The following is a 14383-nucleotide window of genomic DNA, read 5'->3' on the forward strand; positions in this document are numbered from 1 at the left end:
CCCACAAGGGTAAGGCGTCGCCAATTCCGTCAACTGTCACCCTGGGTCCCGGTGGTGAACCCGACAAACGGGGGCTACCTCGATCCGTGACCGGCGGGCCACGCTGCGTGGGCACCCGTTCGCGGGTGTTCCCCATCTCCGTCGCAAACCCTGCTGATGATGGAGGCTTGATGTTCACCAAGCGGCGCGGCCTTGTGGCCGCCGCGTTGGTCGCGAGCGTGGCCCTGGTGCTCCCCGCGCACCCCGGGTCGGCGCAACCGGCGGCCTCGCACACCCCCGAGCGGACCGTGTTCGAGGTCACCGCGGCCTCGCCCGAGGCGCGGACGAAGGTCGCCCGGACCGGGGTCGACGTCCTCGGCCAGAACGGCGACACGCTCACCGTGATCGCCGAACCGCGCCAGCAGTTGCTGCTGCGCGCCACCGGGCTGCCGGTGAAGAACGCCGGTGACGCGGACGCGCAGCTCGCGGGCCTGGGCAAGGCGGACTTCGCCGACCCGCAGCTCGGCGCGCAGGACTTCCCGTCCGGCTACACCGGCTACCACAACTACGCCGAGATGGTCACCGAGCTGAACCAGACGGTCAGCGACCACCCGAACCTCGTCACGATGCGCAGCATCGGCAAGTCGTACCAGAACCGCGACCTGTGGATGATCAAGATCAGTGACAACCCGACCTCCGACGAGGCCGAGCCCGAGGTGCTGTTCACCTGCAACCAGCACGCGCGGGAGCACCTGACCGTGGAGATGTGCCTGCACATCATCAAGCGGTACACGGACAACTACGCGTCCGACTCGGCCGTCAAGAGCACCGTCGACAGCCGGGAGATCTGGGTCATCCCCAGCGTCAACCCCGACGGCGCCGAGTACGACATCGCGACCGGCTCGTTCCGGGCGTGGCGCAAGAACCGGCAGCCGAACTCCACCTCGACCGGCACCGACCCGAACCGCAACTGGGGCTACCAGTGGGGCTGCTGCGGCGGCTCCAGCAGCAGCGGGTCGAGCGAGACCTACCGCGGCCCGTCGGCGTTCTCCGCGCCGGAGACCGCGCGGGTCCGCGACTTCGTCGGCACGCGCGTGGTCGGCGGTGTGCAGCAGATCAAGTCGCACATCGACTGGCACACGTTCTCGGAGCTGATCCTGTGGCCGTACGGCTACACCTACAACGACACCGCCGCGGGCCTGGACGCCACCCAGGCCAACGTGTTCCAGACCATGGGCAGGCGGATGGCCTCGCTGAACGGCTACACGCCGCAGCAGGCCAGCGACCTCTACATCACCGACGGCAGCGTCGACGACTGGATGTGGGCCGCGCACAAGATCTGGAGCTACACGTTCGAGATGTACCCGGCCTCGGCGAGCGGCACCAGCGGGTTCTACCCGCGTGACACGCAGATCGCGCCGCAGACCACGCGCAACGACACGGCGGTGCAGCTGTTCCTCGACTACTCCGACTGCGTCCCGCGCATCACCGGGCGCACCTGCTGACGGCCTCCACGGCCTGATCGACCTGCGCGGGCTCGACGAAGTAGTGGGGTGACGCCCTCACCACCTCGGCGAGCCCGCGCCGGGTCATGTCCAGCAGCGTGGAGGACGCCCAGCTGACGGTGACCGTGATGCCCTCGCGGGCCAGCCGGTCGCGCACCTCGGTCGCGGCCACGCCGTCCACGGTGAACGTGACGATGCCCGCCTTGCGCACGCCCTGGTCGCGCACCGTCACGCCGGGCAGCGCGCCCAGCCCGTCACGCAGCCGGCGGGCGCGCTCGCCCACCTCGCGTTCGATCACGTCCAGGCCCTTGGCCAGCGCGTGCCGCGCCGCCGCGATGAGCCCGAGCCGGTCGGCGACGCTGGCCTCCCAGATCTCGTAGACCCGCGCGTCGTCGCGCAGCCGGTACTCGTCCGGGGCCGTCCACTCGGCGCTGTGCAGGTCGATCAGCCGCGGGGTCATGCGCGCGGCGGCCTCGCGGCGCACCACCAGCACACCGGTGCCGCGCGGCCCGCGCAGCCACTTGCGGCCGGTGCCCGCGATGAGGTCCACGCCCAGCTCGTCGGCCCGCACCGGCAGCTGCCCGATCGACTGGCACGCGTCCAGCAGCACCAGCGCGCCCACCTCGTGCGCCGCGTCGGCGACCTCCCGGGCCGGGTTCACCAGGCCGCCGTTGGTCGGCACGTGCACCAGGGAGACCAGCTTCACCCGCTCGTCCAGCAGGTCCTTCAGCGCGTCCACGTCGATCTGCCCGAACTGGTCCGACGGCACCGCCTCGGCCGACGCGCCGACCTCACGCGCCCGCCGCAGGATCGGGATCGCCGTGCCCGCGTACTCGGCCTCGCTGAACAGCACCCGGTCGCCCGCGGCCAGCGGCACGGCGTCGAACGCGGTCAGCCACGACCGGGTCGCGCTGTCGGTGAACGCGATCTCGTCCGGTGACGCGCCCAGCAGCTCCGCGAGCACCCCGTAGCCGGCCTCCAGGTCGGCCTCGCGCTCCTGCGCGGCGACGTACCCGCCGATCTCCGCCTCGCGCCTGAGGTGGCCGATCACCTCGTCGAGCACCTCGGGCGGTGGCAGCGACGAACCGGCCGAGTCGAGGAAGATCTTCATGGCGCCCCCTGGGTCCGCAGGTACTTGATCCGCACCGCCGCCAACAGCATGCAGCAAGACGGGGGCTAGACGAGTAATGCGTAAGTCGGTCAGTGGTCGTAGGCGGTCAGGGACCGGGTGACGGGTCGGCCGGTGGCGCGGTTGTGCCAGATGGCGGCCGTGAGTGCCAAGAGCCGTTGGGCGATGCGGACACCGACGCCCTCGATGGTGCGTCCGCCATGCTGTTCCAGGTCGAGTTGGCCTTTGAGCGTGTCGTTGACCGACTCGATGAGCTGGCGGACGGCTTTGAGCAGCGGCTCGCCGGGGTGCGGAGTCCGGTTGCGGTAGGACGGCCGGATCAACCGGACCCCGCGTTCGGTGAGGTAGTGGTCGAGTTCGGCGGAGACGTAGCCCTTGTCGGCGATGATCAGCAGACCGGGTCGGTCGGTGAGCAGGTGGGGTTCGTGGTCGCAGAGCGCCATGAGCACCTGGCGCTCGTCGATCTTCGGATCGGCCAGTGCCCAGGCGATCGGCAAACCGGCCGGGGTGCAGACCAGGTGCAGCCGCAGGCCCCAGAACCAGCGTGAGTGCGAGCGGCAGAAGCCGTACTTCGCCCAGCCGGCCAGCTCAGAGCGCTTCACGGTGGGCAGGGAGCGTCCGCATTCGACCGGGGTGGAGTCCACGATCCAGGTGGTGTCGGTCCACAGGTCGGTGTCGGCCGCCAACCAGCGCATGACCTGCTTGACCAGTGGTAACGCGGCGCGCAGTCGGCGGTTGTAGCCGGACTGGCCGGGCAGGTACCGGAACGCGCCGGGCATCCGGACGGGCAGGAACCGCAGCCACCGGGCCTCGGAGGTGAACCCGAGCAGCGCCTGGGCGACCGCGAGGGTGACCAGCTCCGCGTCGGTCAACTTCGGCGGTCTGCCCACGCGGGTCCTGCCCGCCAGGTGATCGTCGATCTTGACGTAGAGTGCGGTCAGAAGGGTGTTCAGGTCTGTCGTCACAAACGGATCTTGAACACCCTTCGTCCGTCTCCGGACACCGCCCCGACTTACGCATTACTCGTCTAGCGGGGCGTCCACTTCTCCAGGTTCCACCACGGGCCCCACGACAACGCGCCGTGCGCGTGGGGGTCCACGACCTCCTGGTAGCCGTTCCAGTTCTCCCGCACCACGTACGTGTGCCGCACGGACGCCAGCACCACCATGCCCGGCGCGGCCACGTAGGCGCGCTGGAACTGCTTGTAGGCCGCCGCGCGCTGCGCCGGGTCCAGCAACGTCCGCCCGGCGTCCAGCGCGGCGTCCACCTGCGGGTTCGAGTAACCCCACGGGTTGGGCGTGCGCAGCGGCAGGTAGGTCATCAGGTCCGGGTCGAACGGCGTGCCGCCGCCGTGCAGCAGCGCGTCCGCGCCCAGCCTCGGCGTGACGGCCTCCCAGCTCAACCCGGCCAGCTGCACGTCGATGCCGACCGCCCTGGCGTCCGCGGCGAACGCGGTGGCCAGGTCGGCGCGCACCACGTCGCCGATCGGGTACATCAGCGTGAACCGGGCGGCCACGCCCTCGCGCGCCCGCACGCCGTCCGCGCCGCGCACCCAGCCCGCCTGGTCCAGCAGCAGCTCGGCCAGCGCCTTGTCGTAGGCGAACCGGGCGCCGGTCTCCACGAACTCCGGCAGCGTGTCCGGCACCGGCGTGCTCACCACCGCGCCCTGGCCGCCGAGCAGGTTGTCCACCATGCCCTTGCGGTTGACCGCGTGGTTCAACGCCATCCGGATCGCGCTGTCACCCGTCACGGCGCCACCCGGCAGCGTGACGGCACGCAGGTCGGCGCTGCGGTGCGTGATGAGCCTCATGCCGTTGGCCGCGCTGAACGACGTGGCCAGCCGGGGCGGCAGCTCGGTGCCGTCGAACTCGCCCGCCTGCATCCGCTGCGCCCGCGTGTTGTCGTCCGGCACGAACACCACGGTCAGCTTGCGGATCTCCGGCTCGCCGCCGAAGTAGGACGCGTTGGCCTCCAGCACCATCCGGTCGCCCTTGCGCCACTTCACCAGCTTGTAGGGGCCCGTGCCGACCGGCCGCACGTCGCGCAGCGGCCCGCCGAGCTCCTCGCTGGGCAGGATGCCGAGCACCAGCGTGTGCGGGAACGCGGCCCACGGCCTGGCCAGCGTGAACCGGACCGTGCGCGCGTCCAGCTGCTCCACGCCGGTCAGCTGGGTGTACGCGGTCCGCTCGGTCGAGCCGGCCGCCGGGTCGAGCAGCGCCCGGTAGGTCGCCACCACGTCCTCGGGGCCGAACGGCGTGCCGTCGGCGAACTTCACGTCCTCGCGCAGCGACACGGTCCAGCTCAGGCCGTCGGCGGCGGGCGCGGGCGCGTCCGCCGCGAGCTGCGGGCGCACCGAGCCGTCCGCGCGGTGCTCCACCAGCCCGTCGTACAGCTTCGACACGCCGTCGCGGCCGTAGCCGAGCAGCGGGTTCAGCGTGGTCGGCTCCAACGGGTCGGCCAGCACGAGCGCGCTGTTGTCCGACGTGCCCTCGGCGCTCGGTGTCGTCGTGCCCGTGCACCCCGCAGCGGCGAGCAGGGCTACGACGACCAGCGGGGGAAGGAGGGAGCGCACGAGACCCGACACTACCTAGAGTGGGCCGCATGCGTGTCGCCCTCTGCCAGATCACCTCGTCCAGCGACCCGTCGGCGAACCTCGACCTGGTGCGTTCGGAGACCGCGCGCGCGGCGGCCGGCGGCGCGCGCGTGGTGGTGTTCCCGGAGGCCGCCATGTGCCGGTTCGGCGTGCCCCTCGGCCCGGTGGCCGAGCCGCTGGACGGCCCGTGGGCGAGCGCCGTGCGCGACATCGCCGACGAGCACGGCGTGGTCGTCGTGGCGGGCATGTTCACGCCCGCGCCGGACGGCCGGGTGGCGAACACCCTGCTGGTCACGGGCGGCGGGCGGCACGTCGGCTACGACAAGATCCACTTGTTCGACGCGTTCGGGTTCACCGAGTCGAGCACGGTCGCGCCGGGCTCCGAGCCGGTGGCCGTCGAGGTCGACGGGCTCACGTTCGGCCTCGCCACCTGCTACGACGTGCGGTTCCCCGAGCTGTTCCGGGCGTTGGCCGACCGGGGCGCGACGGCCGTGCTGGTGTGCGCGTCGTGGGGTTCGGGGCCGGGCAAGCGCGAGCAGTGGGAGCTGCTGGTGCGCGCGCGGGCGCTGGACTGCACGTCGTGGGTGCTGGCCTGCGGCCAGGCCGACCCGGAGGTCGACCACGGCGGCGCGCCCACCGGCATCGGCTGCAGCACGGTCGCCTCCCCCTTGGGCGAGGTGGTCGGGCAGTTGGCCGGCGAGCCGGGCATGCTCCTGACCGAAGTGGACGCGGAGAGCGTCACGCGGGCGCGGAATACCTTGCCGGTGCTGGCGAACCGCCGACTCTGAATTTCTTTCGGGGGGCGTTGCCTCACACGAACGGGTGGCAGCCGAATAGGTGGCCCTTGGCGCCGGGAAGCCCCTTTCGGGACTATCCGACACGCGAAGGGGACCCGGCCATGATCAACCAGGCCGAAGTGGACCGCTTGTACGACTGCGAAGTGATCGACGAGCACGGTGAGCGCATCGGCTCGGTCAAGCAGGTGTGGCTCGACGACCGGGACGGGCGGCCGATGTGGGCCTCGGTGCACACCGGCCTGTTCGGCCTCAAGGAGTCGTTCGTGCCCATCCAGGACGCGACCATGGGCAACGGCGTCGTCACCGTGCCCGTGGACAAGCAGCAGGTCAAGGACGCGCCCAGGATCGACGTGTCCGACCAGCACATGTCCGACCGGCAGCAGGACGAGCTGTACGAGTACTACGGCCTGATCCCGTCGCACCGCTCCGGCGACCACGACCGGTTGCCGAACCGCGGGCGGTCCGAGACCAAGCCCATGCCGTCCGCCGGCCACACGTCCGGGCTCAGCCGGGGCGAGATGCGCGGTGGCGGCATGCCCGGCGAGACCCGTCCCGAGGGACGCGGCACCGTGCGCGGCGAGACGGCCGCGGCGGGCGAGACGACCACCGGCAAGCGTGCCCGCCACGAAGCCCGCTCCGGCGACTCGGTCACCCGCTACGAGGAGGAGCTCGACGTCGGCACCCGCGACGTCGAGGCGGGCCGCGTGCGCCTGGTCAAGCACACCGTGACCGAGCAGAAGGACGTGACGGTGCCGGTCACGCACGAAGAGGTCCGCGTGGTGCGCGAGCCCGCGGACGGCGCGCCGACCGACCGCGCGTTCATGGAGGAGGAGGCCGAGGTCGAGGTCACCCTCCGCCGGCAGGAGCCGGTGGTGGAGAAGAAGGCCAAGGCGGTGGAGAAGGTCCGGTTGGAGAAGGAGGCCGTGACCGAGCAGGAGCACGTCCGCGGCGAGGTCCGCAAGGAACGGGTCGACGTGGAGCGCGACGGCAAGACCGAGCGGCGCGACTCCTGAACAGGGCGTGCCCGCGCCTGTGCCCCGGGCGCGGGCACGCTCCCCGTCCGCTCCGCCGGCCTCGTCCGCGCCGGGGCTAGAGCAGGTCCAGCCCCAGGTCGAGGGCCGGGGCGGAGTGCGTGAGGCCGCCGACGGCCAGGTAGTCCACGCCGGTCTCGGCGTAGGCCCTGGCCACGTCGAGCGTGAGCCCGCCGGACGCCTCCAGCGCGACACCGCCCGCCCGGCGCACCGCCTCCGCGCACTCGGCGGCGGTGAAGTTGTCCAGCAGCACGAGCTGCGCGCCCTCGGCGACGGCCTCGTCCAGCTGGTCGAGCGAGTCGACCTCGACCTCGCACGCCAGGTGGGGCGCGTGGGCGCGCACGGCGGCCAGCGCCGCCCGCACCGAGCCCGCCGCCCGCACGTGGTTGTCCTTGATCAGCACCGCGTCACCGAGGCCGAGCCGGTGGTTCACGCCGCCGCCGCACCGCACCGCGTACTTCTCCAGCAGCCGCAGGCCCGGCAGGGTCTTGCGGGAGTCGCGCACGCGCGCCTTGGTGCCCGCGACCTCGTCCACCCACGCGGCGGTGAGCGTGGCCACGCCGGACAGGTGGCACAGCAGGTTCAGCGCGGTGCGCTCGGCGGTGAGCAGGCCGCGCACCGGCCCGCGCAGCACCAGCGCGGGCTCGCCGGGCACGGCCTTGTCGCCGTCCCGCCGCTCTTCCAGCACCTCGACGTCGGTGACCTGCCGGAACACCTCCAGCGCCACCGGGATGCCCGCGAGCACGCCGGCCGCGCGGGGCGTCAGCTCCGCCACGGCCACCGCGTCCGCGGGCACGGTCGCCTCGGTCGTCGCGTCCGCGCCGTAGCGCAGGTCCTCCGCCAAGGCCGTCGCGATCACCCGGCGCGCGTCGTCCAGGTCCAGTCCGCCGCTCGCCCCGGCGTGCAGTCCTCCGGTGTTCATGCCACTCCCCTCGCCACCGCTGGGTCGGCCAGCACCGGCTGGCCGGACGGGTTGAGCCGGACCACCTGGCCGCGCTGCCACCGCGCGTCGTCCCGCTCGGTGAAGTCGGTGCGCACGTGGCAGCCGCGCGACTCCTCGCGCTCCGCCGCCGCCGCGATCAACGCCCGCGCGGCCACCGTGAGCGCCGCGTCCTCGACCAGCTGCCGGCTGTCCAGCCGGCGGTCCGCGGTGGACAGGTCCAGCACCGACCCGACCACGGCCAGTCCCTCGGCGTCACGGCCGATCGCCGCGTAGCGGGACATGACCCGCTGCAACGAGTCCCGGTCGGCGACCGGCGCCGTCGGCAGCCCGACCGCGACCGCGACCGAGGCCGACGGGCGGGCCAGCACGCCCAGCGCCAGGTCCGCCGCGACCGCCTCGGCCGCGCGCGTGCCGACGACCAGGCCTTCGAGCAGGCTGTTGGACGCCAGCCGGTTCGCGCCGTGCAGCCCGGTGCGGGCCACCTCGCCCGCCGCGTACAGGCCGGTCACCCCGGTCCTGCCGTCCACATCGGACACCACACCGCCGCACGCGAAGTGCGCCGCGGGCGCCACCGGGATCGGCCGGCCCGCCGGGTCGACCCCCGCCGCGAGGCAGGCCGCGTGCACGGTCGGGAACCGGCGCGCGAAGTCGGAGATGCCCGTGGCGTCGAGGAACACGTGGTCGTCCACGCCGCCGGGGCCGGCCGCCATGTGCCGGGTGATCGCCGCGGCCACCACGTCGCGGGGCGCCAGGTCCTCCAACGGGTGCACGCCGCGCATGACCCGCGCGCCGGTCGCGTCGACCAGCACCGCGCCCTCGCCGCGCACCGCCTCCGTGACCAGCGGGCAGCGGCCACGCGCGCCGCGCCCGGTGTAGAGCACGGTCGGGTGGAACTGGACGAACTCGACGTCCGCCGCCACCGCGCCCGCGCGCAACGCCAGCGCGAGCCCGTCGCCGGTGGCCACCTCCGGGTTGGACGTGGCCTGGTAGAGCTGCCCGAGGCCGCCGCTGGCCAGCAGCACGGCGGGCGCGCCGAGCACACCGGGCACGCCGTTGCCGTCCAGCACCAGCAGGCCGCACACCTGGCCGAGCGGTGTGCGCACCGCGTCCACCGCGATGTGGTTCTCCAGCACCGGCACCCGACCGTCGGACGCCGCCGCCAGCAACGCGCGCTCGACCTCCGCGCCGGTCGCGTCACCGCCCGCGTGCACCACCCGGAACGCGCTGTGCCCGCCCTCCCGCGTGCGGGCCAGCCCACCGGTCGCCGCGGGGTCGAACACCGCGCCGCGCTCGCGCAGCCGGGTCACCGCCGCCGGGCCGCCCGCGATGATCGCCTCGACGGCGGCCTCGTCGCACAGCCCCGCGCCGGCGACCAGCGTGTCGCGCACGTGCAGCTCGATCGTGTCGGCTGTGTCGTCGGCGTCGTGCTCGTCGGGCAGCACGACGGCCACGCCGCCCTGCGCCCACCGGGTGTTGCCGTCCTCGGCGGCGGCCTTCGTCACCACCAGGACCCGCAGCCCCAGCTCACGCGCGCGCAGCGCCGCCGTCAGACCGGCCACTCCGGTGCCGACGACCAGCAGGTCGGCGCGGGCCTCCCACAGGGGGGTGCTCATTCCCCGCCGCCGGGCTGCCCGATCTCGATCATGCGCTGCACCGCGCCCCGCGCCCGCTTCGCGGTCTCCAGGTCCACGTGCACCTCGTCCTTGCCCTCCCGCAGCCCGCGCAGCAGGGCGGTCGGAGTGATCATCTTCATGTACCGGCACGACGCCCGGTCGTTCACCGCGCGGAAGTCGATCTCCGGCGCGGCCCGGCGCAGCTGGTGCAGCATCCCGATCTCGGTGGCCACCAGCACCGACTTCGCGCTGGTCTGCCGGGCGGCGGTGATCATGTCGCCGGTCGAGAGGATCTTCACCTTCTCCGCCGGCACGGTGCCCTCGCCCGCGAGGTAGAGCGCCGACGTGGCGCAGCCGCACTCGGGGTGGATGAACAGGTCGGCGTCCGGGTTCGCGGCCGCGCGCTCGGCCAGCTCCGGGCCGTTGATGCCCGCGTGGACGTGGCACTCGCCCGCCCAGATGTGCAGGTTCTCCCGGCCGGTCTCGCGCTTGACGTGCGCGCCGAGGAACTGGTCCGGCAGGAACAGCACCTCGCGGTCGGCCGGGATGGACCGCACCACGTCCACCGCGTTCGACGAGGTGCAGCAGATGTCGGTCTCCGCCTTCACCTCGGCGGTGGTGTTGACGTACGAGACGACGATCGCGCCGGGGTGCTCGGCCTTCCACGCGCGCAGCTGCTCGCCGGTGATCGAGTCGGCCAGCGAGCAGCCCGCCCGCTCGTCCGGGATCAGCACCGTCTTGTGCGGCGCGAGGATCTTGGCCGTCTCGGCCATGAAGTGCACGCCGCAGAACACGATGGTGGACGCGTCGCTCGCGGCCGCGATGCGGCTGAGCGCCAGCGAGTCGCCGGTGTGGTGGGCGATGTCCTGGATCTCGGGCAGCTGGTAGTTGTGCGCGAGGATCACCGCGTCCCGCCGGCGCGCGAGCTCCAGGACCTCGTCGCGCCAGGCGGCGTCCGGGGCGATCCCGTCGTAGGCGCCGTCGGAGGTTCGCTCCACGTAAGCGGTAGCGACCATGGGTTCCTCCCTAGATCCAGGTTTTCGCCTAACGGTCGAAAACGTGGCCGATAGTATCAGCCGAGTGGGACTGGCGGAACATGAAGTGCTGGCCGCGGTGCTCCAGGTGAGAGCCGGATCACTCCAGGTCATGCTGTGGGAACGCGCCCGCGAACCCCACGCCCACCGCTGGTCACTGCCTGGTGGCGGGCTCGGCGACGACGAGGACGTCGAGGGCTCGATCCGCCGTCAGCTGGCCGAAAAAGTCGACGTGCGACAGTTGTCACACGTCGAGCAGCTCGCCGTGTTCAGCAACCCCGCGCGGGTGCCCGGACCCCGGGTCGTGGCGACCGCGTTCCTCGGCCTGGTGCCGTCGCACATCGACCCCGTGGTGCCGGCGGACACGACCTGGCACCCGGTGGACGCGCTGCCCGCGACCGCGTTCGACCACGAGGCGATCTGCCGCCGCGCCCGCAACCGGCTCGCGTCGAAGCTGTCGTACACGAACCTGGGCTTCGCCCTGGCGCCCCCGGAGTTCACCATCTCGGCGCTGCGCTCGCTGTACTCGGCGGCCCTCGGTTACAAGGTGTCCGCCACGAACCTGCAACGCGTGCTGTCGCGGCGGGGGCTGCTGGAGCCGACCGGCGGCACCGTGCAGCCGGGCCCGTCCGGCGGCCGGCCGGCCGCGCTGTTCCGGTTCGTGTCGGGCGAGATGCGGATCACCGACCCGTTCGCCGTGCTGAGGCCACCGTCCACCCGTAGCTTGGGCTCGTGACGACGACCCTCCCCCTGTTCCCGCTGGGCACCGTGCTGCTGCCCGGGGCGTCGCTGCCGCTGCACGTGTTCGAGCCGCGGTACCGGCAGCTGACCGTGGACCTGGTGACGGGCGCGGTGCCGGAGCGGACGTTCGGCGTGGTGTCGATCAAGCAGGGGTGGGAGGTCGGCGCGGAGAACGTCGAGGCGTTGTCCGACATCGGGTGCACGGCCGTGCTGGAGGAGGCGCGGCGGCTGCCCGACGGGCGGTTCGACCTGACCACGAAGGGCGGCCGGCGGTTCCGGGTGATCGAGGTGGACGAGGACAGCGCGCCGTACCTGGTCGCGTCGGTGCAGTGGCTGCCGGACACCGCCGCGCCGCCCGAGGTCGAGGCCGTGCTGCCGCTGCTGGCGGAGAGCGCGCGGGCGGCGCACGGCCGGTACCGGCAGGCGGCGTACCAGAGCGTGGGCAGCCGGCCGCCCGGCCCGGACACGGCGCCGGCCGACCTGGCCTACGCGTTGGCCGGCGACTGCCTGCTGACGTTCGAGGACCGGCAGCGGCTGCTGGAGGAGACCTCCCCCGCCCGGCGGCTGCGCCTGGTGCGCAAGGTGCTGCACCGCGAGGCGGGCATTCTCGACGCGTTGAGCGCGGTGCCCGCGCCGTTGTCGGAATTGGGCCACCTACCTCATCGCAACTGACCGTTCGGACCAGCGGTGTAGCATGCCGCAGCGTGAATAGGCTGCGCGCGCTGCTGGAACTCGACCTCCCGCTGATCGCGGTGAGCTTCTCCGACGAGGACAGCGAGCGGGCGGCGGCGGAAGCGCGTTCCCTCGGGGTCGACGTGGCCGAATTGCGGATCGACCGGTTCTCGCTGACCGGGTCCGGGCACGTCCTCGACCAAGTCCGCGCGTTCGACGGCCTGCCGGTGCTGGCCACCGTGCGCTCGGCCGCCGAGGGCGGCGGCTGGCGCAGCGGCGAGGCGGCGCGCCTCGAACTGTTCCGCGAGGTCGCCCCCCTGGTGGACGCCGTGGACGTCGAGCTGTCGTCCCGGGAGATCCTGGCCGACGTGATCGCCGCCGCGCACGCGCACGACGCGTTGGCGATCGTGTCGCACCACAATTTCGACCGCACGCCAGGAATCGACGACCTCCGCGCGATCGCACGCGACGCGCGAGAGGCGGGCGCGGATATCGTGAAGATTTCCACGATGGCGACCGACAGCGCCGACCTGAAGGTGTTGGCGTCGTTGTTGGTGGATTCCGGGGACGACTCGGAAATGATCGTGATCGCCATGGGCGAGATCGGCACCGCGTCCCGCATCTTCTTTCCCGCGCTCGGTTCGCGGTTGACCTACACGTTCATCGGCCATCAGCCCACGTCGGGTCAACTCGATTTCGCCGAAACGTCCCGGCTCGTGCGCAAGTTCCACCCGGGCTACGACCGGCACAAGGGCGCGGACCACGTCTGAAGGCCGCTACAGCGCGCTGACCTGCGGCTGACGCTCCGCTGACCGATACGGCGTCCCGAACGCGCCCGCTCTTCAGTTCCCCACCTCCGCCGAGTACCTCTTCCAGGACGGATGTCGCCCTGAGGAGAGCCCTGATGATTCTGGCCGCCGCACCCCCGAGTCCCATCGGCGCCCACCCGATGCTGGTTTTCCTGCTCCAGCTCACCGTCCTGCTCGGGGTGGCGTTCGCGCTCGGCAAGCTCGCCACCCGGTTCAACCTGCCGGCCGTGGTCGGTGAACTGGCCGCGGGCGTGCTCCTGGGTCCCTCGTTGCTCGCGCACGTGGTGCCACCCCTGTCGGCTTGGCTGTTCCCGGCCGACGCCGAGCAGATCCACCTGCTCGACGCGGTCGGCCAGCTCGGCGTGCTGCTGCTGGTCGGCTTCACCGGCATGCACATCGACATGAAGCTGGTGCGCAGCAAGGGCAGGACCGCGATCTACGTCAGCCTCGGGGGCCTGCTCATCCCCTTGGTCCTCGGCGTCGGCGTCGGCATGGTGCTGCCCTCGGCGCTGCTGTCCGGCGGCAAGGGCGACCTGGCGTTCGCGCTGTTCCTCGGCGTGGCGATGTGCGTGAGCGCCATCCCCGTGATCGCCAAGACGCTGGTGGAGCTGCGGATCCTGCACCGCAACATCGGCCAGCTGACCATCGGCGCGGCCGCCGTGGACGACATCGTGGGCTGGTCGCTGCTGTCGGTGGTGTCCGCGATGGCCACCACCGGCCTGCGCGCCGGGAACATCGCCCTGACCGTCGGCAGCCTGGTGGCCGTGCTGGTGCTGACCTACCTGGTCGGCCGCCCGGCCGTGAAGGCGGGCCTGACCCTGGCGAACAAGTCCGCCGACCCGGCGGTGACGATCGCGATCGTGGTCGTGATGCTGCTGGCGTGCGCGGCGGGCACCCACGCCCTGGGCCTGGAGCCGATCTTCGGCACGTTCCTGTGCGGCATCCTGATCAGCACGTCGGGCATCCTCGACCGGACGAAGATCGCACCACTGCGGACGTTCGTGATGGGCGTGCTCGCGCCGATCTTCTTCGCCACGGCCGGCCTGCGGATGGACCTGACGCTGCTGGCCGAGCCCGAGGTGCTGCTGTCGGCGGTGGTGGTGCTGGTCATCGCGATCCTGGGCAAGTTCGCGGGCGCGTACCTGGGCGCGCGGCTGGGCAGGCTCAACCACTGGGAGGGCCTGGCCCTGGGCGCCGGGCTGAACGCGCGCGGCGTGATCGAGGTGATCGTGGCGATGGTGGGCCTGCGCCTGGGCGTGCTCACCACCGCCGGGTACACCATCATCGTGCTCGTGGCGGTCGTGACGTCCCTGATGGCGCCTCCGATGCTGCGCTACGCCGTGAAGCGGATCGAGATCACCGACGACGAGCGCGACCGGGAGAAGCTGTACGCGGCTTCGTCGCAACCCGCCTGAACCGCATCGCCCACGACGGGGGCTCGCCATCTCGGCGGGCCCCCGTCGTCGTGCGCGCCGGGAGGGTGGTGTGGGTCCGAAGTCCACCGAAAGAGTGACCTGTTGATTCGTCCCATTGCCCT

General features: G+C 72.4%; 13 protein-coding genes. 7 read left to right on the forward strand and 6 right to left on the reverse strand.

All coding sequences use genetic code 11. The annotated features are described in order from the left end of the window. Window positions 1-170 precede the first annotated feature (170 nt). Window positions 171-1484, forward strand: coding sequence for a M14 family metallopeptidase (locus tag IOD16_RS28475; protein WP_201436818.1), 1314 nt, complete (start codon window positions 171-173; stop codon window positions 1482-1484). Here IOD16_RS28475 and IOD16_RS28480 read toward each other — a convergent pair. From IOD16_RS28480 to IOD16_RS28490, 3 genes are all read right to left on the reverse strand, one after another. Next, window positions 1465-2595: an aminotransferase class V-fold PLP-dependent enzyme gene (locus tag IOD16_RS28480; RefSeq protein ID WP_201436819.1), complete on the reverse strand. Its 1131-nt coding sequence runs from the start codon at window positions 2593-2595 to the stop codon at window positions 1465-1467. The two genes, IOD16_RS28475 and IOD16_RS28480, sit on opposite strands and share 20 nt — an antisense overlap. 89 nt (window positions 2596-2684) lie before the next feature. Further along, entirely contained in the window at window positions 2685-3578 is an 894-nt protein-coding gene (locus IOD16_RS28485) for an IS982 family transposase (RefSeq protein ID WP_201436820.1), read from the reverse strand. A 62-nt stretch (window positions 3579-3640) separates the two neighbouring features. Continuing rightward, on the reverse strand, window positions 3641-5185 hold the full coding sequence (locus IOD16_RS28490; RefSeq protein WP_236594438.1) for an ABC transporter substrate-binding protein: 1545 nt from the start codon (window positions 5183-5185) through the stop codon (window positions 3641-3643). A gap of 29 nt (window positions 5186-5214) precedes the next feature. Between IOD16_RS28490 and IOD16_RS28495 the strand changes: the two genes are divergently transcribed. Further along, window positions 5215-5994, forward strand: coding sequence for a carbon-nitrogen hydrolase family protein (locus IOD16_RS28495; RefSeq protein WP_201436822.1), 780 nt, complete (start codon window positions 5215-5217; stop codon window positions 5992-5994). Window positions 5995-6104: 110 nt separating this feature from the next. Continuing rightward, window positions 6105-7016 carry a DUF2382 domain-containing protein gene (locus IOD16_RS28500; protein WP_201436823.1) on the forward strand — a complete coding sequence of 304 codons (912 nt, stop codon included), beginning with the start codon at window positions 6105-6107 and terminating at the stop codon, window positions 7014-7016. A gap of 76 nt (window positions 7017-7092) precedes the next feature. Here the strand turns inward: IOD16_RS28500 and nadC are convergent, their stop codons facing one another. The 3 genes from nadC to nadA are packed head-to-tail and all read right to left on the reverse strand — an operon-like array spanning window position 7093 to window position 10606. Next, on the reverse strand, window positions 7093-7956 hold the full coding sequence (gene nadC / locus IOD16_RS28505) for a carboxylating nicotinate-nucleotide diphosphorylase (RefSeq protein ID WP_201436824.1): 864 nt from the start codon (window positions 7954-7956) through the stop codon (window positions 7093-7095). Then, on the reverse strand, window positions 7953-9590 hold the full coding sequence (locus IOD16_RS28510) for an L-aspartate oxidase (RefSeq protein WP_201436825.1): 1638 nt from the start codon (window positions 9588-9590) through the stop codon (window positions 7953-7955). Before IOD16_RS28510 ends, nadC begins: the two co-directional genes overlap by 4 nt. After that, window positions 9587-10606 carry a quinolinate synthase NadA gene (nadA, locus tag IOD16_RS28515; protein ID WP_201436826.1) on the reverse strand — a complete coding sequence of 340 codons (1020 nt, stop codon included), beginning with the start codon at window positions 10604-10606 and terminating at the stop codon, window positions 9587-9589. Before nadA ends, IOD16_RS28510 begins: the two co-directional genes overlap by 4 nt. Window positions 10607-10670: 64 nt before the next feature. Here nadA and IOD16_RS28520 point away from each other — a divergent pair, with 64 nt between their 5' ends. From IOD16_RS28520 to IOD16_RS28535, 4 genes are all read left to right on the forward strand, one after another. Continuing rightward, window positions 10671-11360: an NUDIX hydrolase gene (locus IOD16_RS28520; protein ID WP_281277818.1), complete on the forward strand. Its 690-nt coding sequence runs from the start codon at window positions 10671-10673 to the stop codon at window positions 11358-11360. Then, on the forward strand, window positions 11357-12037 hold the full coding sequence (locus tag IOD16_RS28525; protein ID WP_201436827.1) for an LON peptidase substrate-binding domain-containing protein: 681 nt from the start codon (window positions 11357-11359) through the stop codon (window positions 12035-12037). The genes IOD16_RS28520 and IOD16_RS28525 overlap by 4 nt, the downstream gene beginning before the upstream one ends. Window positions 12038-12117: 80 nt before the next feature. Then, window positions 12118-12807: a type I 3-dehydroquinate dehydratase gene (locus IOD16_RS28530; RefSeq protein WP_201436828.1), complete on the forward strand. Its 690-nt coding sequence runs from the start codon at window positions 12118-12120 to the stop codon at window positions 12805-12807. 134 nt (window positions 12808-12941) lie between these two features. Continuing rightward, entirely contained in the window at window positions 12942-14261 is a 1320-nt protein-coding gene (locus IOD16_RS28535) for a cation:proton antiporter (RefSeq protein WP_328809364.1), read from the forward strand. Window positions 14262-14383 lie beyond the last annotated feature (122 nt).

The sequence above is a fragment of the Saccharothrix sp. 6-C genome, from assembly GCF_016695385.1.
Taxonomy (GTDB): Bacteria; Actinomycetota; Actinomycetes; order Mycobacteriales; family Pseudonocardiaceae; genus Actinosynnema; species Actinosynnema texasense.